Source organism: Natrinema sp. LN54 (assembly GCF_052439245.1).
GTDB lineage: Archaea > Halobacteriota > Halobacteria > Halobacteriales > Natrialbaceae > Natrinema > Natrinema versiforme_A.
Genome location: NZ_JBQVRP010000002.1, coordinates 637,228 through 661,016, shown reverse-complemented (window position 1 = coordinate 661,016; position 23,789 = coordinate 637,228). Strand labels below are relative to the sequence as shown.

Genomic DNA, 23,789 nt, shown 5'->3' with positions numbered 1-23,789 from the left:
ACCACGCGAACCGATAGGCGAGAGCGGACGACTACCGATCGAACGGGCCGGTCATCGTGGCAGGGCGGGAAGAGAGTCAGTCAGTACCGGCGGAAGCGTCCGCGTCCGTCCCGACGTTTTCTCGCCGGTTCTTCTCGCGGTGGTCCGCAGGGAACCACGCGAGGTCGTGATCGGGTGTGAGTCGGACGGCGACGCGCTCGTCCGGGTCGATCCGATCGGCGTGGTTGTGCAGACACTCGAGGGTTTCGCCACCCTCGAGTTCGACGCGGTAGCGGACGGTCGGGCCGAGATAGCGCCGGGAGACGACGCGGCCGTCGGCCGCCGACCCATCGCTGTGACCGACGGGAGCGGCCGTCACGTCGTCCGGTCGGACGAGCAAATCGACGGTGCTCCCGTCGTACCGGCGTACCGCCCCGTGAACGTCGTCGCAGTACACGTCGCCGAGCGCAGTCTCGACGACGTCGCCGCGGACCTCGCCCGAGAGGAAAGTGGCGTGGCCGAGGAATCCGGCCACGAACCGCGATTCGGGCCGCTGGAAGACCTGCTGTGGGGGATCGGTCTGTTCGATATCGCCGTCGTTCATGACGGCGACCCGATCGGAGATCGACAACGCTTCCTCCTGATCGTGGGTCACGGAAATCGCGGTGACGCCGGTGTCCTTGATGATCCGGCGAACCTCCTCGCGCATTTCGACGCGCAGGTCGACGTCCAAGTTCGAGAACGGTTCGTCGAGGAGCAGCATCTCCGGTTCCGGAGCCAGCGACCGCGCGAGCGCGATCCGCTGTTGCTGGCCGCCGGAGAGTTCGTCCGGGTAGTCCCCGCCGTGGTCCGCGAGCCCGACGAGCTCGAGCAGGTCGTCGACGCGGGCCTCGCGCTCGTCGTCGTCCCAGTTCCGTAAGCCGAAACCGACGTTCTCGCGGGCGGTTAGATGCGGGAACAGCGCGAAGTCCTGAAAGACGATGCCGACGCCGCGTTCCTCCGGCGGGACGAAGCGACCGTCGCCCGCGACGGGGTCGCCCCGTAACCGGATTTGGCCGGAATCGGGGTTCTCGAGGCCCGCGATCAGCCGGAGCGTCGTAGTCTTGCCACAGCCCGACGGCCCGAGCAGCGTCAGGAGTTCGCCCTCGCGGACGGTCAGCGAGAGGTCGCGGATAACGGCGTCGCTGCCGAACCGTTTCGTGACGTCCTCGAGTTCGAGAACCGTCGTCCCGGCCGGCGGTTCCCGTCCGCTGTGCTCGACCGTCGAGGGCAGGTGTCCGTTCGCCATGAATCGACGCCGGCGTCTGCCGGCGTATACTCTCGAACGGGGGCGTAAAATCCATATAATTGCCGGTCGGTCCCGACCGGTGGGAACGTGAGGGTCTACAGTTCGACGCCGCTGGGGATCAGGCTGTGCTGACGGAGCAAACTCCCCTCGTCGTCGTAGACGAGAAACGTCTGTTTGTCGTACGTGACGAAGGGGTCGCCGTCGAGCGTGATTGCAACCTCGTACCGGCCCTCGTCGTCGGCGTCCTCGCCGTAGCCCCGTGCCGCTCGAATGAACTGGAGGACGTCGTCGGCGTCCTCGTTGAGTTCGAGGATGAACTCGCCGGTGACGCGGTTGGTCACGCTCACTACCCCCGTGGTGTCGTCCCCGAGCGGCCCCTGCAATCGAAGGGCCGTGTCGGTTTCGTTCGCCTCGAGAACGTCGCCGTCGGGACCAGTGAGGCGCTCGCGAAGCATCGTCGCCGGGCCGGTGAAATCGATCGATACCGCGGGCTTTTCGGGTTCGCCGCCGGTTTCGACCCAGTCGATATTGTTGACGTCTAACGTGAAGTGCTCGCGCCTCATTCCGTACCCGTAGCTTCGGACTCCCGCGGTATGAACGTAACGCACGATAAGTAAGATATCAGAACAATCTCGCAAGCCGTCATCTCGGCGGACGATCAGCCAGCAGGACATCGATTCGCGTCTCCCGGGTCGGCCGCTCGCATGTGGACGTGTCGTCCGATCGGTATCCGAACGCGAACCGGTGGTGCCGGCGATGTAGAAACCCTTTAGTCCCCGACGAGGGAAGGACCGGTGGGAAGCGCACGGCCGCAAATCCGACTGCGCCATCCGCTCTTTGGGATGGCTTGGGATTGCGGAAGTGCACGGCGAGAGCCGGATGCTGTCGTTCGACAGCATCCCGAGCGGTCAGTGCGATTCCTATCCTCAACAATGGCACGAATGCACACCCGCCGTCGCGGCTCGTCCGGTTCGGACAAGCCGTCGGCAGACGAACCACCGGAGTGGAGCGACGTCGACCCAGCAGACATCGAAGACCGGGTCGTCGAACTGGCAGAGCAGGGTCACGACCCGAGTCAGATCGGGATGAAGCTGCGTGACGAAGGCGTCACCGGCACGCCCGTCCCGGACGTCAAGCTGGCGACCGGGAAGAAGATCACTGAAATCCTCGAGGAGAACGACGCGCGAGCGGACATCCCCGAGGACCTCTGGAACCTGATGGAACGCGCCGTGCGCCTGCGCGAGCACGTCCAGCAGAACCAGCAGGACCACCAGAACAAGCGCGCCCTGCAGAACACCGAAGCGAAGGTTCGACGCCTCGCCGACTACTACCGCGGCGACGAACTCGAGCCGGACTTCACGTACACGCCCGAGCTCGCCCGAGAGCTCATCGAAGACGCCGAGTAAGTAGATGTCCACCGAGGGTCGATCCGCCGAGCCGGTGTCCGCCACGAGCGCACTCGAGAGCGCCGGCTTCGTTCGGCTGGTCACCCGTGCGGACGGCGACGCGCTCGCCGCGAGCGGCCTCCTCGCGAGCGCCCTCGACGAGCGCGAGACGCCGTTTCAGGTGACCGTCGGACGGACGGTCGCGGAGCGATCCGAGCGCGCTCGAGCGCCGACCAACGACGGCGACGTGGCGGTCGTCGTCGGGGCCGCGGACGCGGCCGCCGACGAGGCCCACGTCCTCGAACTCGAGGCGACGGACCGACCCGCAGCGCTCGAGGCCGTCGATCTCGTCCGCGAACTCGGTGCGACGCCGGACCCGGTGCTCGCACTCGCCGGCCTCGTCGCCAGCGGCGGCGACCCCGGTGCGGGCGAGAGCGAGTGGCTCCTCGAGACCGCACGCGAACGCGACCGCCTCGAGCGGCGACCGGGCGTCGCGGTGCCGACCGCGGACCCGATCGACGGGCTCGCGTACTCGACGCGCCTTCGCGCGCCGTGGTCGGGCGATCCCGACGCGGCCCGCGAGGCGCTTTCGGACGCCGACACCGGTGATCCCGACGCGCTCGACGCGGACGATCATCGCGCGATCGGCTCGCTGGTCGCACTCGACGCCGTCGGTGCCGACGACGCCACCGACGCCGCCGCGGAGACGATCGGCCGGGCGCTGCGACCCTACGCCACGCCCGACGCCCCCTTCGCGACGCTCGGCGGCTTCGCCGACGTGCTCGAGGCGCTGGCACGGACCGACCCCGGAACGGGCACGGCGCTCGTGCTGGGCCACGACGTCCGCGAACCCGCACTCGAGGCGTGGCGCGAGCGCGGACGCCGCGCTCACGCGGCCCTCGAGGCGGCGTCGACCGGTCGCTACGACGGGCTGTTCGTCGTCGGAATCGACGACGCCCCCGTCGAAGCGGTGGCACGGGTCGCGGCGGCTGCCCGGTCGCCGGAACCGACCGTTCTCGCCGTTTCCGACGGCGAGGCGGCCATCGCGACTCGCGAGGCCGGCTCCCTCGGCGCGACCGTCGAGGGGGTCGCTCGCGAACTCGCGGGCGCGGCGACAGCGACGGACCCGGAGGCGGACGATGAATCCGAGACCGGAACCGGCGTCGAGTACGATGTCGGCCACCGGCGCGGCTACCTTCGGTACGACCCCGACGTGGACGAATCGACGATCATCGCGGCAGTGAGGGACCTGCTATGAGCCGGCGAGCGACGATCAGGACGGACCACGACGACGCGGCACTCGTCGCGCGGGCGCTCAGCCCGGACAACACCGACGAGATGACGACGACCGTCGAACGCGACGGAAGCGAAGCGACGGCAGACGACGACCACGCAGCCGCGATCGTCACGCGGATCGACCGCGAGACGACGAGCGGACTCCGAGCGACGGTCGACGACTACGTCGTCAACCTCGAGGTCGCGATCGACGTCGTCGAGCAGGCACGGACCGTACAGCGCGACGAACCGACGGACACGGGACCTGTGTCCGATACCGACAGCGACTCAGAACACGATACAACACAATGAGTGAACGATCAGTTTCACGTGCGAAACAGGAAAAGCGGTGGTACACCGTTCTGGCACCCGAGCAGTTCGACCGCCAGGAACTCGGCGAAACCCCCGCTGACGAACCGGAGAAAGTCTACGGCCGAACGCTCGAGACGACGCTCGGCGAACTCAACAACAACGCAAGCGAGAACAACACGAAGCTCACGTTCAAGATCACGGACGTGGGCAGCGACAGCGCCTACACCGAATTCGTCGAACACTCGCTGACGCGGGACTACCTGCGCTCGCTCGTTCGACGCGGTGCCTCCAAGATCGAGGCCTACGTCACCGTCCTCACGACGGACGACTACCGCGTCCAGATCCAGCCCGTCGCCTTCACGACCAAGAAGGCCGACGCGAGTCAGGAGAAGGCCATCCGCGAACAGATGGTCCAAATGATCGAAGAGGCCGCCGAGGAGCGCTCCTTCGAGGAACTCATCGACAGCGTCGTCGAAGGTCGTCTCTCCTCGGGTATCTACGGCGAGGCCAAGACGATCTACCCGCTGCGCCGCGTCGAGATCCAGAAGGCCACCCTCGAGGCCCACCCCGAAGAAGTCGCCGAAGAGGAAGCGACCGCGGTCGACGTCGACGACGAAGACGTCGCGACGAGCGACTGATTCGACGGCGAATCGTTCGAATTTTCTCGAGAACCGTTTCGATATTTTGCGACGGTTCGCTGGCGGGCTGAGCGGAGAGCGTCGCGGCTCCGAACGCAGTCACAGTCCGAAAACCGATCCCTCGGCAGTGAAGTTAGCCCTGCGTTCAGAGCTCGACGTCTTCTGCCGACTCGACGTCGAATCTGGTAACGTCGGGTTCGCCGGCGAGGAGGTCGGGGAGCGCCGCCGCGAACTCCCGGAAGTGCTCACTCTGGCCGTGTTCGGCGAACGCGGCCTCGTCTTCGTACTGCTCGAAGAACCGGACGAGGTTCGGATCGGAGACATCCGTCGCGGCCCGGTAGTCGATCACGCCGTCTTCGGTCTGGGACTCGGCGACGAGATCCTCGATCAACTCGAGCGCGTCGTCGCGACGGTCGGGGTCGAGCGGAAAGCTCGCGCGAATAACGATCATTACGGCAGTGACATGCGTTCCTCGAGGGATAAACGTGGCGTGACCGTTCGGACTCGGGCCACAGCGCGGTATGGTGTGGCGGTGTCGGTACGCCGTAGACAGTGGCGCGTCAGGTCCGTTACTCGGTGACGACGATTTCGCCGACCATCTGGGCTCGCTCGTGGGGGATACAGAAGTAGTCGTAGGTGCCCGGGACCTCGAAGGTGTGTTCGTACGTATCGCGCGTCCCGAGCTCGCCGCCGTGGTCGTCCCACGCGTCGTAGGCGGCCGCCTGACTCTCGTAGCCGCCCGACGCGAAGTACTCGGCCTCGTCCGGAATCTTGCTCTCGTAGGCCGTGACGGTGTGATAGGCCTCGCTGGTGTTCTTCCAGACGACGGTGTCACCGACTGAGACCTCGTGGCTCTCGGGGGTGAACTCGGTGCGAGTCATCCCGATGTAACAGTCCGCTCCGCTGCAGGACTCGTCGTCATCGAACGCGCTGCGGACGGACGAACAACCCGCCAGAGTGGCCGACACGGCGGTTCCGACGGCGGCGAGATAGACGCGCCGTTGCATACGTGACCGTTAGGAGAGTCGCGGTATAACCGCCCCGGTTCAGTTCTCGAAAACGGCGACCCTGTGGAAACGAAAACACGTAAGGTAACTCCCCGTCGAATCCGGGCATATGCTCCCCCGGTTCGCCGGTCGGCTCGGGATCGCCGACGCGGTGACGATCGCAAACGCCGCGCTGGGGTTCGTCGCGGTCGTCGTCGCCGTCGTCGACATCGATCTCGCCGCCCGACTCATCCTGCTGGCGGCGATCGCGGACGGCCTCGACGGCATCCTCGCGCGCCGCTACGGTGGCACCGACGCCGGTCCCTACCTCGACTCCCTCGCCGACGTCGCCTCCTTCGCCGTCGCCCCCGCAGTCCTCTCCTTCGTCGTCGTCACCGACGGCCTCGAGGTCGGGTTCGACGCGATCACCCCCGAACTGCTGGTCGTGACCGCAGTCTGTGCGCTGTTCGTCGCGATGGCCGTCACCCGACTCGGGATGTACACCGCCTACGACATCTCGGGTAGTTACACCGAGGGCGTCCAGACGACGCTGGCCGCGACCGTTCTGGGCGCGGCCATCCTCGCGGGCGAGACCCAACCGTGGCTCGTGCTCGCGGTCACCGGCGCGTTCTGTTACCTGATGGTCTCGCGGATCCAGTACCCCGATCTGCTGGCTCGAGACGCCGCGATCATGGGTGTCGTCCACGCGCTCGCGATCCTCGTGCCGAATTTCGTCGGTCGGACGTTCCCCTACGCCCTCCTGACGCTCGGACTCGCCTACATGGCACTTAGCCCGTGGCTCTACTGGGGCGACGCCGAGCGGACCGGCGAGGTCGACGTGCATGGAAACGCTTAGGGCCGTGCTGACACGACCGTAGAGTATGTACACTGTCACGCGTCGGCGTCGTCCCGAGGTGGGACTATGAGCGAGGACGAGGCGACCGGTGACGACGCGGCCGCCGAAGGGGAAGCGGACGAGGCGGACCAGTCGGCCGATCTCGAGGCCATCCGCGAACGGCTCGAGGCGCTCGCCGCCGACCTCGAGGGGCTCGAGTCGAACCTCGAGGCCGCCGAGACCGAAGACGACCTCGACGTCGTCGAGGCCGACCTCGACTCCATCCGGACCGAACTCGAGAGCGTCGAGGTGCCGGAACCGCCCGAGACCGACGACGAGGACGAGGAAGAAGACGAGGAACCTGCGCCCGAAGAGGAGCTACAGGACGAGTACGACGAGATCGAGAGCGACCTCTCGGACCTCGAGTCCGATCTCGAGGACCAGCGCGGTCCCTACGGGGAAGACGTCGTGGACGAGATCGACGACGCGAGCGGGACGATCACGGGCACCCGCTGGACCGAGGAGGGCAACGCCGAACTGATCGAGGCGGTCGACGACTTCCTCGACGACCTGAACGACCTGCTCGGAAGCTCGGTCACGCTGGTCAACGAGGGCGAGACGGTCCCCGATCAGTTGGACGCGACCCTCGACAACGCGGCTACAGCCGTCGAGGACGCCGCCCTCGACGCGGACGACGACGCCGAGACGATCGCCGGCCTGCTCGAGGCGACCGACGACCTCCAGAGCGATATCGACGACGCGACCGAGTGGACCGACCTCGAGATCCGCGAACAGCTCCGCCGCGAGGGCTACTACGACGTGCTCGACCACGTCAAGGACTTCCCGCCGGAGTGGCACGCGCTCAAGGTCCACGAGAAACAGGGCAACGTCGACCAGATCCTGCTCGCGCTCGAGACCTTCGACTCCGACTTCATGGAGGAACACTGCATGGAATCGCTCGAGCGCATGGGCTCTAGCGCGGAGCCGGCTATCGACGCGATGCTGCAGAAGGCGAATCGCCGCGATCAGGCTGCCATGCGTATCCTCGGGAAGATCGGCGTCGAGAACGAGGAGATCGTCGAGACGCTGGTCGATTACGTCGACTCCAACCCGAACCTCCAACAGCCCGCGTTCCGCGCGCTCGGCGAGATCGGTGCCGCGGACGCGGTCGAACCGATCGCCCAACAGCTGGTCGCCGACGAGGCCGACGTCCGTAGCTGGGCCGCTCGCGCGCTCGGCCTGATCGGCGACACCCGCGCCATCGAGCCGCTCGCGGACATCCTCGAAGACGACGATTCCGACCGCGTCCGGGCCAGCGCCGCGTGGGCGCTCAACCGCATCGGCACGCAGGACGCCCTCGAGATCGTCGCCGACTACGACGACGACCGCGCGTATCTCGTCCAGGCCGAAGCCGAGAACGCCGACCTCGAGCCCGCGGCCTGACGGCGTCGACGGATGGCTTCACCGCGTTCGAAACGGCTCGGCTGGGGAACCGACGGCTAGTCGTCCGGCCGCTCGGGCTGTAACTGCCGGACGAGGTTCAGATGCATCAGGTGGAGGTGCATCCCGATCCCGTACAGGATGGTGCCCAGCCCGACGAACGTCAGCGGCATGAGTATCGCCTCGACCGCCTGCGACGGGCTGTCGAGGTTCGCGGGGAGGACGACACCGACGGCCAACAGAAACGCGCTCAGAATGATCACCAGTCCGAGACGCACTGCCCGGGAGTACCGGCCGACCCGCTGAATTCGCGCCTCGATCTCCGCTCGAGAGGGTGGTACCGTCTCGCGATCCATGGCGTACTAGTGTCGGACGAGGTCCTTTAACGTCATACCGTCACGGGCCGACTCGAGCGAATCGCTCCGACGGTTTAAGTACGAACGGCGGGCCAGACGGAGCGATGGACACCCGTCGAGCCGCGGTCGCGGCCGTAGTCGTCTGTGGACTCGTCACCGGGACCGCGCTACTGGCGGGGTTTGCGATCGCCACCGAACCCGAACCGGCGGCGGTCGACCGAGCAACCGCTCGAGCGTCCGCCCAACCAGCCGCGAACGCGACTGCGCTCGCCTGTCCGCCACGAGCGGGCGATGCGAACGTCTCGATCGCTGACCCCCCGACACAACCGCGGATCGCCGGCCTCTATCCGAACCCCACGACCGACGGGAACGTCGGCGAGTTCGTCGTCCTCGAGACGCCGCCCGAAACCCGACTCGAGAACGTCACGCTCACCGACGGCCACACGACGGCGGGACTCCCGAACGAGACGGTTTCCGGACGCGTCGCGGTGAGCACGGCACCCAACGTCACGCGAACGCTGACCGACGCGCCGGTCCTCGAACTCGAGGGCCACCTTCAACTCGCGGCCGACGGCGACGACCTCCGACTGCGAAACGCGACGGCCGCGATCGATTCGGTTGCCTACGAGCGCGCGCCGACTGCGGAACGGTGGTATCGAACCGCCGGCAACGGCGATGAGCGGCCGACGCAGGGGGAGTGGTGGCCGCGAGACGCGACCTGTCTGCCGGTCTCGAGCAGCGAGGTCGACGACGCCACGGCGTTCGTCCTCCCTGACGGCCCCGAAATTCCGCGAGAAGCGATCCGAAGCGCCGACGATCGGCTCCTGCTGGCCGGCTACACCGTCACCTCCGAGGCGATCGCTACCGACCTCGTCGCCGCGGCCGAGCGCGGCGTCGACGTCAAGGTCCTCCTCGAGGCGAGCCCGGTCGGTGGGACGCCGGCACCGACCGACGGCGTCATCGAGACGCTCGAGTCGGGCGGCGTCGAGGTGCGAGCCATCGGCGGCGAAGGTGCACGCTACCGGTATCACCACCCCAAATACGCCGTCGCCGACGACCGCGTGCTCGTCACCAGCGAGAACTGGAAGCCGTCGGGCGTCGGCGGCGAGAGCAGCCGCGGCTGGGGCGTCCGACTCGCGGACGAGAGTCTGGCGACCGACCTCGCGACCGTCTTTCGCGCCGACTTCGCGGGTCGAGACACGGTGTCCGGCGAGACCTATCGCAGGACCACCTCGTTCGTCGAGGAAGACAGTCAGGACTTCGCGGCCACCGATTCAAACGCCGAGTTCCCGACGAATCACGAGGCGGCGACGGTCCCCGTCGAGTCGGCCGAGCTCCTGCTCGCGCCGGACAACGCCGACCGGCGGTTGCAGGTATTACTGGCCGACGCCGACGACGAAATCCTCGTCGTCCAGCCCACTATCGCCGCCGACGTCTCGGTGCTCGAGGAGACGCTCGCGGCGGCGCGCCGCGGCGTTGACGTTCGAATCCTGCTCGGGTCGGCGTGGTACAACGCCGACGAGAACGATGCGCTGGCGGCGGACCTCGAGCGGGTTGCCGAGCAAGAGGACCTCCCGCTCGAGGTCCGCCTCGTCGAGGATACCGACCGGTTCGAAAAGGTCCACGCCAAGGGCGTCGTGATCGACCGGGAGACCGCCGTCGTCGGCAGTGCGAATTGGAACGCAAATTCGCTCGAGAACAACCGCGAGGTACTCGTCGCGCTGCACGGAGACGAGGTCGCGAGCTACTACGCCGACGTGTTCGACGCCGACTGGTCGGGCGACTCGTGGTCGTTCCCGGTCGGGCTGGCCGTGGCGGTCGCCGTCGCCCTCGCGGCCGCCGCGCTCGTCGGGCGTCGCTATATTCGATTCGGTAACTCCGAAGACGGAGACATCGTCCCGATTGAACCGGGTTCCGAAACCGAAAAGTGAGCCTCAGTCCGCGCGACCGCTGGCCTCGAGTTCCAGCAGTTCACAGCAGTCCTGCTCGGCGTCGAAACAGTCGGGGCACTGCTCGGGCCGGTCGATGATCGTATCCAGCCGTTCGGCGACCGTGTCGTCGATGACGCTCTCGAGCGCGCGGGCCTCGTCGCGGAACTCCTCGACTTCGAGGACGTTCGCGAGGAACCGCTCGATGATACAGTAGGTCTGCAGCGCGTTGTGGGCGCGCTCGAGCCCCTCATCGGTCAGGCTGGCACCCTTGTACTTCTCGTGGTCGACGAGTTCGCGGTCCTCGAGTTTCCCGATCATCTCGTTGACGCTCGCCGGGCTCACCTCGAGCAAGTCCGCGAGCGTGCCGGTCGATGCGGGACCGTCCTCGATTCGTTGCGCCAGATAGATCGCCTTGAGATATTGATCTGCGGTGTTCATAGCGTCCCTCCGTCGGTCGCGTTGCGTGCCGCGTCGGTCCCTCGCCGGTGTACCCGAACCCGGGAATCGGTTCGCGTCTCGACCGCTCCGCCGTCGACGGTCGCGGCCGCCGCGTTCGCCGTTACCCCGTTCATGCTCTGTGCTCCATGATCTCGGTCACTTCCTCGACGCCCTCCTTTTCCTCCTCGCGGATGGTAGACAGCGTCTCGAGCAGCCGGTCGCGATCGACGGCGAACTCGGACTCGGAGGCCTCGATCGCCTCGATCAGGTCGTCGTAGAACTTGTAGGCCGTCTCCTCGTTTGCTAACTGATCGTAGAGGACGCCGTCGGTGTCTTCCGGCGGCCCGTATTGGGCGTCGACCAGTGCGTTGATTTCCTCGTATCCGACCGTTTCGGCCTCGAGATCGTCGATCAGCGCCTCGAGTCGCTCGCGGTGCTCGGCCGACTCCGCAGCGGCCTCCGCGAGCAACTCTTCCACCTCCTCGTCGAATTCCGCCCGCTCCGCCGGCGGGAGCGAGTCGATGTGGTGGGCGGCGCGTGACTCGACGAGTTCCTCCAGCACGACCCCGATCTGCAGCAATCGGGTCAGCTGGTGGTCGCTCGAGACACGCTGTCCCAGACTCATATCATCACAAGAGAGCCGCTGTTACTTAGTCGTCTCGGAGCACGGACAGCGAAACCGCGAGAAACGGCGGTCAAATCGGGTGCGACAGTGACGACAGGGCGACGGCGGTTAGTCGCGCTGGCGGAGCCGAGCGCCGATCAGTTCCGTGAGATCGTCGCGGAGTTCGTCGACATCGACTTCCTCGAGGACGGGCACGAAGAAGCCCTCGACGAGCATGTTGCGGGCGGCGCGCGGGTCGACACCGCGGGAGGTCATGTAGAACAGGTCCTCCTGATCGATCTGGCCGACCGTCGCGGAGTGGCTGGCCTCGGTGTCGTGGTTGTTGATGATCAGCTTCGGCGAGGCGTCGGCCTCGCTCTCGTCGGAGAGCATCAGCGTGTTCTCGCGCTGGTAGGAGCTGGTGTCCCACGCGTCGGAGCCGACGTCCTGGACGCCCTCGTAGACCGAGCGGGCGATGTCGTCGGTGACGCCGCGGGTGACGAGATCCGCGGTCGTGTGCTCGGCGCGGTGCCAGACCTTCGCGTCGAGGTCGAAGTGCTGATCGTTGTGGCCGTAGAAGGCCCCGACGATCTGCGTCTCAGAGGACTCACCGCGAAGCTCCGTCGAGACCTCCGTCTTGGTCAGTTGCGTCCCGAGGTTGCCCTCGATCCAGTCGATCGTGGCGTAGGTGTCGGTGACGCCGCGCTTGACGGTGAAGTTGTAGGCCTCCTCCGAGAGGTTCTGGAGGCTGCCGTACTGCACGTAGCTGTTCTCGCCGGCGGCGACTTCGACGATGCCGCTATAGTACTGCTCGTCCTGTTCTGCGCCGGTCGACTGGCGCTCGAGGATCGTGACCGAAGACGACTCCTCGGTGACGACGAGCGTGTAGTTGAACAGCGATCGGGAGTTCTGCTCGGTCCGGATGGCGACATCCTCGGCGTCGACGCCTTCGGGGACGTAGATGACCGTCCCGGTGCTGAACAGCGCCGTCGAGAGCGCCGTCAGGTAGTTCTCCTGCGGGTCGACGATGCTACCGAAGTGCTCCTTGAGGAGGTCCTCGTGTTCCTGGACGGCGTCGCTCCAGGACAGGACCTCGGCTTCTTCGGGACCGACCTGATCCTTGTCCTCGGCCGCGTTCAGCGGGTCCACGAGGGACTCGAAGTCCAGGTCGTGGAGGTTCGTCCAGTCCCGACCCGGCGTCCGGATGACGTCCGGCATGTCGAGCTCCTCGAGGGCCGCGAGGGCCTCGAGTCGGGTCTCGAGGAGCCAGTCGGGCTCGTCGAGATCCCCGCTGATTTCGCGTACCTGTTCTTCGGTCAGATTGGCGTGTACCTGTGTTCCTGCGCTCATATTATCCGAGGCTCCCCTCCATCTCGAGTTCGATGAGACGGTTGAGTTCGACCGCGTACTCGATCGGCAGTTCCTCCGTGATCGGCTCGATGAAGCCGGCGACGATCATCTTCTTGGCGTCGTCGTCGTCCAGTCCGCGGCTCTGGAGGTAGAAGATGTCCTCGTCGCCGATTTTGCCGACGGTCGCCTCGTGGGCAACGTCGACCTTCGACTCCTCGATCTCCATGTACGGCATGGTGTCCGACGTGGACTCGTTGTCGAACATCAGGGCGTCACACTCGACGGCGGTGCTCGAACCCTCGGCACCGTCGGCGATGTGGACGAGGCCGCGGTAGTTGGTGCGGCCGCCGTCCTTGGAGATCGACTTGGACTCGATGGTCGAGCTGGTTTCCGGCGCGTTGTGGTAGACCTTCGCTCCGGTGTCGATGTCCTGTCCCTCGCCCGCCAGGGCGATGGTGATGTGGGTGTCCGTCGCGCCGCGACCCTTGAGGATCGTACACGGGTAGAGCATGGTCACCTTCGAGCCCATGCTGCCCGAGACCCACTCCATCGTGCCGTTCTCCTCGCAGATGGCGCGCTTGGTGTTCAGGTTGAAGGTGTTCTTCGACCAGTTCTGGACAGTCGAGTACTGAACGTGAGCGTCTTCGCCGACGAAGACCTCGACGCCGCCGGAGTGGAGGTTGTGGGTGCCGTACTTCGGGGCCGAACAGCCCTCGATGTAGTGGACTTCCGAGCCTTCCTCGGCGATGATGAGCGTGTGCTCGAACTGGCCCATCCCCTCCGAGTTCATCCGGAAGTAGGCCTGGACCGGCATCTCGACGGTGACGTCTTCCGGAACGTAGACGAACGATCCGCCGGACCAGACGGCTCCGTGCAGCGCGGCGAACTTGTTGTCGCTCGGCGGCACGCAGGTCGTCATGAAGTGCTCTTTGACGAGTTCGGGGTGCTCTCGAACGGCCTCATCCATGTTACAGAAGATGACGCCCTTCTCCTCCCACTGCTCTTGCATGTTCTGGTAGACGACCTCGGACTCGTACTGGGCACCGACGCCCGAGAGGGCGTTCTTCTCCGCTTCCGGGATGCCGAGCTTGTCGAACGTGTCCTGAATCTCGTCGGGCAGTTCCGTCCAGTCGTCGACGCCTTCGCGCTTGTCGACGTCCGGTCGGATGTACGGAATGATCTCCTCGACGTCCAGTTCGGAGAGGTCGGGCATGCCGGGCCAGTCGGACGGCATCGGCATGTTGTGATACTGCTCGAGCGCGCGGAGACGCCGCTCGAGCATCCAGTCGGGCTCGTCCTTGTCGTCGGAGATCATGCGGATGACCTCTTCGGTCAGGCCTTTGCCGGATCGGACCGCGGAGTTCTCCTCCTTCTTGAACTCGAATCGGGCCTCGGTGTCTGTCTCTTTCAGGTGGTCTTGATCTGAACTCATGATTGATGTAGTTGTGTTTACGGCTGTAGCGTTATTACGGTTGTTCTAGTCGAATTCCGTTACGCAGTGCCGTAGACGTCTTCGCGGACCCAGTCGTATCCCTTGTCCTCGAGCTTCTCGGCGAGCTCCGGCCCGCCGCTCTTGGCGATCTGACCGTCGAGCATCACGTGGACGTGATCGGGCTCGACGTAGTCGAGGATTCGCTGGTAGTGGGTGATCTGGAGGATCCCGGTGCCCTGCTCGTCGCGCAGCGCGTTGATGCCCTCGGAGACGTCCTGCAGTCGGTCGATGTCGAGCCCGGAGTCGATCTCGTCGAGAACGGCGACCGAGGGCTCGAGGATGGCGGCCTGCAGCACTTCGTTTTGCTTCTTCTCCCCGCCGGAGAAGCCGGCGTTGAGGTAGCGCTGGGCGAACTTCTCGTCCATGTCCAGTTGCTCCATCTTCTCTTGGAGGATCTGCTGGAACTCGGCGACGCCGACTTCGCCCTCGTCCGCGGGGCCTTCCATCGGCGAGGATTCGAAGCCGTCGTCCTCCTCCGCTTCGTCTTCGCCGTCCTCGTCCTCGAAGAGCTCCTCGCGCTCCTCGATCTTGGCGTTCAGCGCCGTCCGGAGGAAGTTCGTCATCGTGACGCCCTCGATCTCGGCGGGATACTGGAAGCCGAGGAAGATACCGAGCGCGGCGCGCTCGTTGGGCTCGAGGTCGAGCAGGTCCCAAGTGCGAAGGTCCTCGTCGATCTCGATGTCCTCACCGAACTCGCCCTCCTCTAAGTGAAGGAGGACCTCACCGTCGGTGACCTCGTAGGCCGGGTGGCCGGCGATGACCTTCGCGGTCGTCGACTTTCCGGAGCCGTTCGGTCCCATCAGGGCGTGGATCTCGCCCGATTGGACCTCGAGATTGACGCCCTCGAGGATCTTCTCGTCGCCCTCCGCTACTTCCGCGTGCAGGTTGTTTAGTTCGAGACGTGCCATAGTATTCGCTCGTCTGAAGGGTGGGTCGTATGACTGATAACGGTTTCGTATCCAATTGGATACTGTCCCACATTAGCAAAATAATTTTCTAAAAGGGAAACTCGCGTTGTGGTCGAGCGAGTCTCTCAATCGCGAGTTCACGTCGCTCGAATAGCAGCTATTCGGATGCGCTACTTCCTCGAGGAGGCGCGAGTGGCTACATGAAGCTGTCTAAGCCCTTCTGCTCTTGACCGCTTTTCACTTCTTCCCACGAAATCCCCAGCGCCTCGAGGATCCGCTCGATCGGCCCCTGCAGCGTCTTCTCGAGCATCTTGTCGTAGTCGACGTCGAACGCCTCGGGAATCTGGTCCTCGTACTCGAAGCAGATGACGTCGGGATCGCGCTTGAACGCGCCGTAGAGCGGATCGGTGCGGGCGTCGAACCCGTCCTCCGCCTCGAGGCGCTCGAAGAACGACGGGTCGACCCGGTCGAGGTAGAGTCGCTTCGGCTTGCTGCCCCGTTGGAAGTTGGTGCCCAACAGGAGGTTGGCGTACTTCGCGCCTCTGACCTGTGCCGTGTCGGTGTCGTAGTTGTCCAATCGCTTGCCGATTCCGCCCGGGATCGCGATGTCCTCGAGCGAAATCTCTCCCTCGAGGACGTCTTCGATGACGCCGTTGACGTACTCCTTTGCCCCTTCGACGTCGCCCTCGCGGACGATCATCTCGATGACGCGGTGTTGGACCTCCTTGGTGATCGGGGCGATGTCCGAGCGCTGGTACTCGAAGCCGACGATGTCGACGTTGTCGACGTCCTTGCCCTCCTTCCACGTGATGTGGCCGGCGTAGCGCTTCTTCTTGCCGGCCTGGAAGAACCGCCGGTAGAGCTTCTCGAACTCGATCTGGAACCGGTGGTCCTCGGCGTTCAGATCCTCGCGCGCGAAGTCGTCGTAGCGGCCGTTGATGTACTCCTCGATCTCGAAGGACTGCTCGAGGGCCTCTTCCTTCGAGATATCGGGACCGAGCTCGAGCATCACGCTGTCGGTGTCCCCGTACGCGACCTGATAGTCGATCTCGCTGGCGGCGGTTTCGGTGAACTCGATGACTTCGCGGCCGGTCGCGGTGATCGCGGACGCGGCTTCCTTGTCGTAGAGGCGGAACTGCTCCCAGCCCGAGACGCCGTACAGGGAGTTCATGATGACCTTCACTGCACCCTGCTGGCGGTCGTACTGTTCGTACTCGCGGGTTCCGGGCTCGAACTCGTTGCGCTGGGACTTCTTCTCCTCGCGTTCGGCCAGCAGTTCGTTGATCATCTCCCGCATGACCCCGTCCGGCTCCTTCCGGAAGTGGGTCGGCTCGGGTCTGGTCGGCGCGACGAACGTCTCGCCGTCGTACTCGTCCGGATCGACCCGCGTCTCGGGCGAGGCGTTGACCGTCACCATACACATCGGATACAGCGACTTCAGGTCCAGTACGGTGACGTTTTCCTTGACGCCCGTGATCGGCTCGAACACCGCGCCGCCCTCGTACTCCTCGCCGGCCTCCTGCTGGCCCTTCGAGGGCAGGGCGAACCGGCCGTAGGCCTCGTGGAGGACGTACATGTCGACCGCGTCCCCCGGCGTCGGCGCGTCCTCGAGTTTGCAGCCGACGAACGAACGCACCTCGTCCCAGAAGGTGATGATCTCCTGCTGGCGGTCGAGTTCGACGCAGAGTTCCACGTCCCGGAGGTTGTACTCGAGCAGCCGGGTGGGGTCGTCCTCCCAGAGGTCGCCGATGTCGCCGGCGTAGCGCTCCTTGCCGACGCCGAGTTCCGCCTCGCCCACCGCGTCGAGCCGGTAGGAATCGAGTTCGGAGAAGACCGTCCGCTGGTAGGCATACAGCAGGTCGAAGACGATGCGGCCCTTGATGTCGGGGCCGCCCCAGTTGCTCCGCCAGACCTCGTCGACCCGGGAGAGCTGATCGATCGAGAGGTCGTACTCGTGGTGGGGGCCCGCGAGTTCCTCGAGGCGGTCGAGGAAGTACGGCGCGTCGAAGTCCTCGAAGTTCCAGCCCGTGAGGATGTCGGGATCGGTGGTTTCGATGTACTCGATGAAGGCCTCGAGCATGGCTTCCTCCTCCTCGAAGGCTCGAACCTCGTGGTCGATAGCACCCTCGATCGGGTCGTACTCCTCGATCTCGGTCGGGATCTCGCCGTCGCCGATCGGGGCCTCGTAGAGCCACATGATGTACTCGTCGCGGTAGGAGTCGTGGCTGGTGAGACAGACGATCGGTTCCTCGCCGTCCTCGGGGAAGCCGTGTCGGTCGTCGACCTCGATGTCGAACGTGTTGACGCGGGGATCGGCGTCGACGGCGGCCGATTCGACCTCGTCGTGGGGAACGACCAACGAGTCGTCCTCGGCGCGTCGCTCCGGCACGCGAAGCCCGCTGCGGATGTCCTTGTCGATCAGGAACCGGTTCGGGAACAGAATGTCGGCCTCGTAGTGCTCGAAGTCGTCGCGCACCTGCCCGACGTCGCGGGGCGTCTGGCCGAAGATCTTGGTGAGTTTCTCGCCGCGAATGCTCTCGTAGGGCTCGCCGTCTTCGCCGACCTCTCTGCTCCCCGTCAGCCGGTCGTACTGCTCCTCCGGCGGTCGCTCTAAGCTCTCAGTCGGCGCGTAGAAATACGGTTTGAAACCGACCACCTGTACGTGCTCGAGTTCGCCCTCGGGCGTGCGCCCGAAGACGTGCATGATCGGTCGCTCCTCGTCCCCGTAGCCGGCGATCGTGTAGTCGACCTGCATCACCGCGAGCTCGAGTTCGCCCTCGGGCTCGGGCAGCGTCTCCTCGACGACGTCGATCACTTCCGCGGCGTTCGACCCGCCGTTGCCGGCGACGGCAGCCGCCTCTTCCGCCGGCCGGTCGTCGCTCTCGTCGGAGTCGCCGCCGAACGCCGCGAGTCCGGTCTGGCCCGCCTCAGTCATGATACCGAGATTCGCAGTCGGCGGATAAAAACCCCTGCAATCCCCGTCTGCGTGATCGATCCCGCGCCGCCGTCACTCACCCCGATCGGCGGTGCCGGCGCAGGAGCACCGCCGGTTTTACATAATTAATTTAATGTGTAATTCGGTCCCGACGGCTTGCGGGAGCAACAAGACATATAACTTGGTAACACATAGCACGGAATCAGGTGATCGATGTGTCCACCCATGTGAACGACGACGCGACGGATCCGAGCGAACCGAGTAGCGAACCCGCGGGGACCGCAACGATCGAGTCCTACGAGACCGAGGACGGCGTCGTCTTCTACGACGCCGAGAACCCGCTCGCGTGGGTGGAGACCTCCCGGACGCTCACGCTCGCGGAGTTGGCCTGAACTGCCGTCGAAACGCGAACACTTTTCCTGTCGGTCGCCCTTCCGCCGAACGTGGTGTTCGACCCGTTCGAAGACGAGTCCGAGGACTGGGAGCCCGACGATCCCTACGACGACCCCGAGGACGCCTTCGAAGACCCGGACGACGATTCGCTGACGATTCCGAGCGTCGAAACGGACGACCTCGCCGCCGAGGCCGACGAGGAGCCGTACACCAACTCGGTCGACGTTCCGGCCGTAACCACCGACGAGACCGACGCCCCGAACGACCTCCTCGAGGCGTTCTGGGTCCTGATCATCGTGATCAACGGCGCGTTGCTCGCTCTCTCGCTCGGCGTCCTGTTTCTGCTCTTCGAGGGCGACGCGACGACGGGCGGGTGGCTGCTCGTCATCGGACTCGTGCTGAGCGGGTTCGCGGCGCGGCGGTATTGGCAGTACCAGGACACCGCGTTCGAGACGGACCCGCCGAACGGATCGGAGCCGACCGACGACGCCGCGACCGAACCGGACCCGACGGACGAATCGAACACACCCGACGACCCGACTCATTCATGAAATCCGTTCAGGACGACACCGGCAGACGATACCTCCTTCTCAAACGATCGGATAGCGCGAGTCTCGTCCGCGATCCCGAAAACGGCAACGAGTGTTACATTCAGAACGACCGCCTCGAGGTCGTCGACGAGGAATCCCCCCTCGAGACGGCCGCCCGAAGCGTGGGCGACCCGGTGCTGACGCTGCTGACGAACGTCCACGACGAGGAGACGCTCGGCCTGTTGGTCGAACTCGCGGAGCGCGGCCCGCTCGGCGTGCGGACCCTGCTCGACGGCTACGACTTCTGCGAGAGCGACCTCCACGGCCGGCTGACGGTCCTCACCGCCGCCGGACTGCTTGAGGAGACGGAGGTCGCCGGCGAGCGCGGCTACCGGCTCACCGAGGACTGCGAGACCGCACTCGAGACGATTCGCCCGAGCCTCGAGGCGACGGACGAGACGGCCACCACCGACCCCGAGTGAGCCGGCCGAACTGAACCGAACGGAGACGAAGCGTCGTTTTACTCCGACGCGAGCAGTTCCGCTTCCGGCGGCTCGCCGCGCTCGAGTCGCGAGCGGTTCGACGTGGCGTCTTTTTCGACCCGGACCAGCGAATCCGCCGCGCCGACGAGTTCCTCGTCGTGGCTGACGACGACGATCTGTTCGACGCCCAGATCACGCATGGACTCGACCAGCGAGACGAGCTGCGTGACGTGGCCCGAATCGAGGAAGACCGTCGGCTCGTCGAGGATCAGCGGCGGCATCGGCGCGGTCCCCTCCACGCCCTCGGCGAGCAACCGGTAGATCGCACACCGCAGGCTGAGGTTGAACAGCGCCCGCTCGCCGCCGGACAGCTGCTCGGGCTCGAGCGCTTCGCCGTCCTTCTGGTAGACCGTCAGCCGGTAGTCGCCGTCGAGATCGATCGCCGCGTAGGAGTCGTTCTGATAGACGAGATCGAACGTCTCGTTGAGCAGCCGCTCCAAGGTCTCGACGTTGCGCTGGCGCAGTTCCGCCCGCAGTTCCCCGTAGGTCGTCTGTAGCGTCTCGGCCTCGTCGTACAGCGACTCGAGTTTCTCACACCGATCCTCGAGGCTCTCGAGGCGCTCGCGGAGGCGCTCGAGTTCCTCGAGTTCGTTCTCGACGGCGCCGATGGCGTTCTGGACGCCGTTGCGTTGCTCCTCGAGTTCGTCGAGTTTGTCGTCGACCTGCTCGATATACCGCTCGGCGTTTTGCTTGTCCTCGCGGGCGGTCTCGACCCGCTCCTCGTCGAACTCGGACTCGAGGTCGCGCTTGCGGTCGCGCTTCTCGGAGAGCCCCTCGCGGCGCTCGTCGTTCATCGTCTCCCAGTCCTGGCGTCGCTCCCGCAGGGTTTCGATCTCGCTCTCGAGGGCCGCCCGCTCGTCGGCGATCGCCGAGATTCGTTCGAGCGCCTCGAGGGCGTCCTTGATCTCGCCGCGTTCGGTGTTGATTGCGCCGAGTTCGGCCCGCGCGTCGTCGACGTCCGCTTCGCGTTCCGCTGCCGCCGCACGCTTTTCCTCGGCCTCGGTTTCGTACTCGTCGGCGTCCTCGTGGAGCCGCTCGCGCTGGTCGCGCCGGTCCGCCAGCGTCTCTCGTTTCTCCGCGAGCAGTTGCTCGATGTTGTCGCGGTTCTCCTCGAGCCGGTCGACCTGTCGCTCGGCCTCCCGCAGATCCTCGGCGCGGTCGATCCGTTCGTCGATCTCGTCGCGCTGATCCTCGAGTTCCTCGCGCTCGGCCTCGAGGTCGGCGAGTTCCTCCCGGCGCTCATCCAGCACGTCGACGTGGGGCGAGTCCTCGACCGGTTGGCCGCACTCGGGACACTTGCCCTCCTCGAGCAGTCGTTCGCCCTCCTCGATGGCGTTCTCGGCGGTCCGGATATCGGCGGTGAGATCGTTGATCGCCGAGACCAGTTCCTCGCGCTCGGCCTCGAGGTCCTCGAGCTGTGACTCGGCCGCGCCGAACTCGACGGGTGCGTCCTGGAAGGTGGCTCGCGCGGTCTCGATCCGCTCCGCGAGGTCCTCGAGTTTCTCCTCGCGGTCCGCGATCGCCTCCTCATCGGCGTCGATCCGATCCTCGAGGTTGTCGGCCTCCTCGCGGGCCTCGTCGGCCCGCGTCTCGAGGTCGTCGGCCTCGGACCGAAGTCGTTCGATCTCGTTGTTCCCTTCGGTGATCGTCACGCGAATGTCCTCGAGGTCGTCCCGGAGTTCCTCGTCGCGGGCCTCGAGATCCGCGATTCGCTCCTTGACCGCTTCCTCGTCGGGGTCCGTGGCCTCGAGGTCGGTCTCCGCGAGCAGGTCGTCGCGCTCGTCCGCGAGTTCCTCGCGCCGGTCGCGGACCTCGCCGATCTCGTCTTTCGCGTTCTCGCGCTTGCGTTCGGTCTCGGAGATCTTCGACCGCAGCTCCTCGATCTCTTCCTCGAGCGTCTCGATCTCCTCGCGGGTCTCCGCGTGGCGCTCGAGGACGTCTTCGGCCGTCTCGAGTGTCTCGTGGGCTTGCTCGCGTTGCGTTTCGTAGTGCTCGATCTCCTCTGTGACGCCGGCACGGCGGGACTCGAGGCTGTTCAGGCGCTCGTGGAGGTCCTTCTCCTCTTTCTGCTCGACCTGATTGCGGACATCCTCGAGGACCTCGCGCTGGCCGTCGAGCACCGTCTTGACGCCGAGCCGGGCCTCGCTGGCCCGCTCGCGGTAGTCCTCGAGCGCGCCGAGTTGGAGCAGGTCGTCGATCATGTCCTGCCGGTCGCTCGGCGAGGCGTGAATGAGTTTGTTGACCTCGCCCTGCCGGACGTAGGCGCAGTTGACGAACGCCTCGGCGTCCATCCGCAGGAGTTCGGTCACCTCCCGGCGCACGTCGCGTGCCCCCTCGATCGTCTCGGTCGGCGTCTCGAGGACGCACTTCGTCGTGGTCGCGCGGTCGCCGCGCAGTTTGAGCCGCCGGTCGACGTGATACTCGCGGTTGTCGTGGGTGAACCAGAGTTCGACCTCGGCCTCCTCCTCGCCGGTCGTGATCACGTCGTCTAACGTGCGATCGTCCAGCGCTTTTGAGCCGTAAAGCGCGAAGAAGACCGCCTCGAGCAGCGTCGACTTCCCGCTGCCGTTGACGCCGTGGACGACGGTGACCCCGCGCTCGAGTGTAAGGTCGGCGTCGCCGTAGCACTTGAAGTTCAACAGGCGGACGCGGTCGACTCTCACGCGAAATCACCCAGTGAGGCGGTATCGGCGTCAGCGTCGGCATCAGTCGTTTCCTCGGTTTCGGCGGCGTCACTGTCGCCATCGTTGATGTCGCCGCTGGCAGTATCGTCGGTGGCGTCATCGGCTTCGTTGGCAACTGTCTCGCCCCCGTTCGTCGCGGCCGCCGCGTCGCCGTCCGCGTCCGCCGAGTCGGTCGACTCGGCCGCGGTCGCGTCCGCCGCCTCGCTCCCGTCCGCGAGCTGATCGGCGACCGTCGTCACGTCCTCGTCGCCCGGTTCCCGCTCCGGCGCGGGCTCGAACGCCGATTCGTCGTCCTCGAGCAGGTCGCGAACCCGCCGCTCGACGGACTCGCGGACGTTCGAATCGGCGAGGTCGCCGCTCCGGACGGTCTCGTCGATTTCGAGTGCGGCGTTGCTGAGCCCCATCTCGCGCACCCGCTCGCGGACGGCGTCGTCCGGGTTCGCGAAGCTCACCGACACATCCTCGTCCTCGTCGGGCAGGTCGCGGCGATCGTTGACGCGGGCGACGAGCGCGCCGCGGTCGATGGCGAGTTCCTCGATCGCGGCCGGCGCGATGGGGCGGCCCTCGCCCTCGACGGTGACGATGACGACCGCGTCCTCGAGGTCGTGCTGGCGGACGCGTTCCTGCACGCGGTCGACGCCTTCCCCCTCCGCGAGGTCGGCGTCGACGAAGACGAACTCCCGGGTCGAGGAGAGACCGCGGCGGCTGATGGCGACTTCGTCGTCCGCGAAATCGACGAGGTTGTAGCCCCGGTCCTCGCGCTCGCTGGCGCTCGCGCGCTCGGTCGACCCGCAGTAGGTGACCCACGTATCGCGTACCTCCGCGGTGTCCGGTTTGTGGTTGTCCCCCAGCAGGACAGCGTCGAAATCGACCGTCGACTCCTCGAGGACGGTCTCGGTGTCCCAGTCCGCGTGCGCGAAGGGTTCGAAGAGGCCGTGGCTCACCAGCGTCGCGTACGCCGCATCGTCCGGGACGGCGTCGAAATCGTAGGTCAGATCGTCCCGCCGTGAGCGGGGGACGAAGTCCAGTCCGTAGAGGGCGACATCGTCGACGACGACTGGCTCGGCACCGAGCCGGGTCGCCAGTCCGAGATCCGCGAAGAGATCGAGCCACTGGGCGTCGCGTTTCGACTCGTGGTTGCCGACGACGGCGAGAAAGGGGATGTCGGCGTCCTCGAGCACCCGGAGGATGTCGACGGTTCCCTGCAGGTCGACCAGTCCCGGCCGGCGGTCGTGAAAGAGGTCGCCGGCGTGGACCACCGCGTCGACGTCGTCCGCGACCGCGTCCTCGACGACGGTCCGGAACGCCTCGAGGAAGTCCTGTCGTCGCTCGGGCGAATTGTACTGCTGGTACCCGAGGTGGGTATCGCCCGTGTGTAGTACCCGCGTCATTGGCCAGTCGTTGGCGAGCCCGCCCTAAAGGGGTTCCGTGACCGAAGTGAAAGTAGTACGGACAGTTCGGAGAGCCTCGAGACGGCCGACCGTGTCG

24 protein-coding genes are annotated in these 23,789 nt (G+C 65.9%); 10 read left to right on the top strand and 14 right to left on the bottom strand.

Features of this window, described 5'->3' with window-relative positions:
* Positions 1 to 76: 76 nt before the first annotated feature.
* Together ACT4ML_RS08510 and ACT4ML_RS08505 are read right to left on the bottom strand one after the other, a co-directional pair.
* The gene (locus ACT4ML_RS08510) at positions 77 to 1,267 is read right to left on the bottom strand and encodes an ABC transporter ATP-binding protein (RefSeq protein ID WP_444720466.1); all 1,191 of its coding nucleotides are present in this window, start codon (positions 1,265 to 1,267) and stop codon (positions 77 to 79) included.
* 95 nt (positions 1,268 to 1,362) lie between these two features.
* Positions 1,363 to 1,830, bottom strand: coding sequence for a DUF5793 family protein (locus ACT4ML_RS08505; protein ID WP_444720465.1), 468 nt, complete (start codon positions 1,828 to 1,830; stop codon positions 1,363 to 1,365).
* A 369-nt stretch (positions 1,831 to 2,199) separates the two neighbouring features.
* Between ACT4ML_RS08505 and ACT4ML_RS08500 the strand changes: the two genes are divergently transcribed.
* The 4 genes from ACT4ML_RS08500 to ACT4ML_RS08485 are packed head-to-tail and all read left to right on the top strand — an operon-like array spanning position 2,200 to position 4,877.
* The gene (locus ACT4ML_RS08500) at positions 2,200 to 2,673 is read left to right on the top strand and encodes a 30S ribosomal protein S15 (protein ID WP_444720464.1); all 474 of its coding nucleotides are present in this window, start codon (positions 2,200 to 2,202) and stop codon (positions 2,671 to 2,673) included.
* 4 nt (positions 2,674 to 2,677) lie between these two features.
* Positions 2,678 to 3,910, top strand: coding sequence for an exonuclease (locus tag ACT4ML_RS08495; RefSeq protein WP_444720463.1), 1,233 nt, complete (start codon positions 2,678 to 2,680; stop codon positions 3,908 to 3,910).
* Positions 3,907 to 4,239 (top strand): KEOPS complex subunit Pcc1, encoded by a 333-nt coding sequence (locus ACT4ML_RS08490; protein WP_444720462.1) that lies wholly within the window; start codon positions 3,907 to 3,909, stop codon positions 4,237 to 4,239. The genes ACT4ML_RS08495 and ACT4ML_RS08490 overlap by 4 nt, the downstream gene beginning before the upstream one ends.
* Positions 4,236 to 4,877: a 30S ribosomal protein S3ae gene (locus tag ACT4ML_RS08485; RefSeq protein WP_444720461.1), complete on the top strand. Its 642-nt coding sequence runs from the start codon at positions 4,236 to 4,238 to the stop codon at positions 4,875 to 4,877. Before ACT4ML_RS08490 ends, ACT4ML_RS08485 begins: the two co-directional genes overlap by 4 nt.
* 145 nt (positions 4,878 to 5,022) lie before the next feature.
* On the opposite strand, the gene ACT4ML_RS08480 is transcribed toward ACT4ML_RS08485, so the two are convergent.
* A complete protein-coding gene (locus tag ACT4ML_RS08480; RefSeq protein WP_444720460.1) occupies positions 5,023 to 5,328 on the bottom strand; it encodes a putative quinol monooxygenase in 306 nt (101 codons plus the stop codon).
* A gap of 118 nt (positions 5,329 to 5,446) precedes the next feature.
* Positions 5,447 to 5,884, bottom strand: a complete 438-nt coding sequence (locus tag ACT4ML_RS08475; protein WP_138245649.1) for a cupredoxin domain-containing protein — start codon at positions 5,882 to 5,884, stop codon at positions 5,447 to 5,449.
* Between the two features lie 109 nt (positions 5,885 to 5,993).
* Here ACT4ML_RS08475 and ACT4ML_RS08470 point away from each other — a divergent pair, with 109 nt between their 5' ends.
* Positions 5,994 to 6,719, top strand: coding sequence for a protein sorting system archaetidylserine synthase (locus tag ACT4ML_RS08470; RefSeq protein ID WP_138245650.1), 726 nt, complete (start codon positions 5,994 to 5,996; stop codon positions 6,717 to 6,719).
* A gap of 66 nt (positions 6,720 to 6,785) precedes the next feature.
* Positions 6,786 to 8,141 (top strand): HEAT repeat domain-containing protein, encoded by a 1,356-nt coding sequence (locus tag ACT4ML_RS08465; RefSeq protein WP_444720459.1) that lies wholly within the window; start codon positions 6,786 to 6,788, stop codon positions 8,139 to 8,141.
* A 56-nt stretch (positions 8,142 to 8,197) separates the two neighbouring features.
* Here the strand turns inward: ACT4ML_RS08465 and ACT4ML_RS08460 are convergent, their stop codons facing one another.
* Entirely contained in the window at positions 8,198 to 8,494 is a 297-nt protein-coding gene (locus ACT4ML_RS08460; RefSeq protein ID WP_444720458.1) for a hypothetical protein, read from the bottom strand.
* A 104-nt stretch (positions 8,495 to 8,598) separates the two neighbouring features.
* Here ACT4ML_RS08460 and ACT4ML_RS08455 point away from each other — a divergent pair, with 104 nt between their 5' ends.
* Positions 8,599 to 10,425 (top strand): phospholipase D-like domain-containing protein, encoded by a 1,827-nt coding sequence (locus ACT4ML_RS08455; RefSeq protein ID WP_444720457.1) that lies wholly within the window; start codon positions 8,599 to 8,601, stop codon positions 10,423 to 10,425.
* Between the two features lie 3 nt (positions 10,426 to 10,428).
* Here ACT4ML_RS08455 and ACT4ML_RS08450 read toward each other — a convergent pair whose 3' ends face one another.
* From ACT4ML_RS08450 to ACT4ML_RS08420, 7 genes are all read right to left on the bottom strand, one after another.
* On the bottom strand, positions 10,429 to 10,863 hold the full coding sequence (locus tag ACT4ML_RS08450) for a metal-dependent transcriptional regulator (RefSeq protein ID WP_138245653.1): 435 nt from the start codon (positions 10,861 to 10,863) through the stop codon (positions 10,429 to 10,431).
* Positions 10,860 to 10,997 (bottom strand): hypothetical protein, encoded by a 138-nt coding sequence (locus ACT4ML_RS08445; protein WP_444720456.1) that lies wholly within the window; start codon positions 10,995 to 10,997, stop codon positions 10,860 to 10,862. The genes ACT4ML_RS08450 and ACT4ML_RS08445 overlap by 4 nt, the downstream gene beginning before the upstream one ends.
* Complete coding sequence (locus tag ACT4ML_RS08440; RefSeq protein ID WP_138245654.1) at positions 10,994 to 11,488, bottom strand: enoyl-CoA hydratase/isomerase family protein; 495 nt, start codon at positions 11,486 to 11,488, stop codon at positions 10,994 to 10,996. Before ACT4ML_RS08440 ends, ACT4ML_RS08445 begins: the two co-directional genes overlap by 4 nt.
* Positions 11,489 to 11,596: 108 nt before the next feature.
* On the bottom strand, positions 11,597 to 12,817 hold the full coding sequence (sufD, locus tag ACT4ML_RS08435; protein WP_444720455.1) for a Fe-S cluster assembly protein SufD: 1,221 nt from the start codon (positions 12,815 to 12,817) through the stop codon (positions 11,597 to 11,599).
* Between the two features lies 1 nt (position 12,818).
* Entirely contained in the window at positions 12,819 to 14,249 is a 1,431-nt protein-coding gene (sufB, locus tag ACT4ML_RS08430) for a Fe-S cluster assembly protein SufB (protein WP_444720454.1), read from the bottom strand.
* A 59-nt stretch (positions 14,250 to 14,308) separates the two neighbouring features.
* Positions 14,309 to 15,217, bottom strand: coding sequence for an ABC transporter ATP-binding protein (locus ACT4ML_RS08425; protein ID WP_444720453.1), 909 nt, complete (start codon positions 15,215 to 15,217; stop codon positions 14,309 to 14,311).
* 196 nt (positions 15,218 to 15,413) lie between these two features.
* Positions 15,414 to 18,152 carry a DNA-directed DNA polymerase gene (locus tag ACT4ML_RS08420; protein ID WP_444720452.1) on the bottom strand — a complete coding sequence of 913 codons (2,739 nt, stop codon included), beginning with the start codon at positions 18,150 to 18,152 and terminating at the stop codon, positions 15,414 to 15,416.
* A 206-nt stretch (positions 18,153 to 18,358) separates the two neighbouring features.
* Between ACT4ML_RS08420 and ACT4ML_RS08415 the strand changes: the two genes are divergently transcribed.
* The 3 genes from ACT4ML_RS08415 to ACT4ML_RS08405 are packed head-to-tail and all read left to right on the top strand — an operon-like array spanning position 18,359 to position 19,557.
* Positions 18,359 to 18,544: a DUF7331 family protein gene (locus ACT4ML_RS08415; protein WP_175416415.1), complete on the top strand. Its 186-nt coding sequence runs from the start codon at positions 18,359 to 18,361 to the stop codon at positions 18,542 to 18,544.
* Between the two features lie 51 nt (positions 18,545 to 18,595).
* Entirely contained in the window at positions 18,596 to 19,096 is a 501-nt protein-coding gene (locus ACT4ML_RS08410) for a DUF7322 domain-containing protein (protein ID WP_444720451.1), read from the top strand.
* Positions 19,093 to 19,557: a DUF7346 family protein gene (locus ACT4ML_RS08405; RefSeq protein ID WP_444720450.1), complete on the top strand. Its 465-nt coding sequence runs from the start codon at positions 19,093 to 19,095 to the stop codon at positions 19,555 to 19,557. Before ACT4ML_RS08410 ends, ACT4ML_RS08405 begins: the two co-directional genes overlap by 4 nt.
* Before the next feature lie 38 nt (positions 19,558 to 19,595).
* Here the strand turns inward: ACT4ML_RS08405 and rad50 are convergent, their stop codons facing one another.
* Together rad50 and mre11 are read right to left on the bottom strand one after the other, a co-directional pair.
* Complete coding sequence (rad50, locus tag ACT4ML_RS08400; protein WP_444720449.1) at positions 19,596 to 22,280, bottom strand: DNA double-strand break repair ATPase Rad50; 2,685 nt, start codon at positions 22,278 to 22,280, stop codon at positions 19,596 to 19,598.
* Positions 22,277 to 23,692, bottom strand: coding sequence for a DNA double-strand break repair protein Mre11 (gene mre11 / locus ACT4ML_RS08395; protein WP_444720448.1), 1,416 nt, complete (start codon positions 23,690 to 23,692; stop codon positions 22,277 to 22,279). The genes rad50 and mre11 overlap by 4 nt, the downstream gene beginning before the upstream one ends.
* Between the last annotated feature and the right edge of the window lie 97 nt (positions 23,693 to 23,789).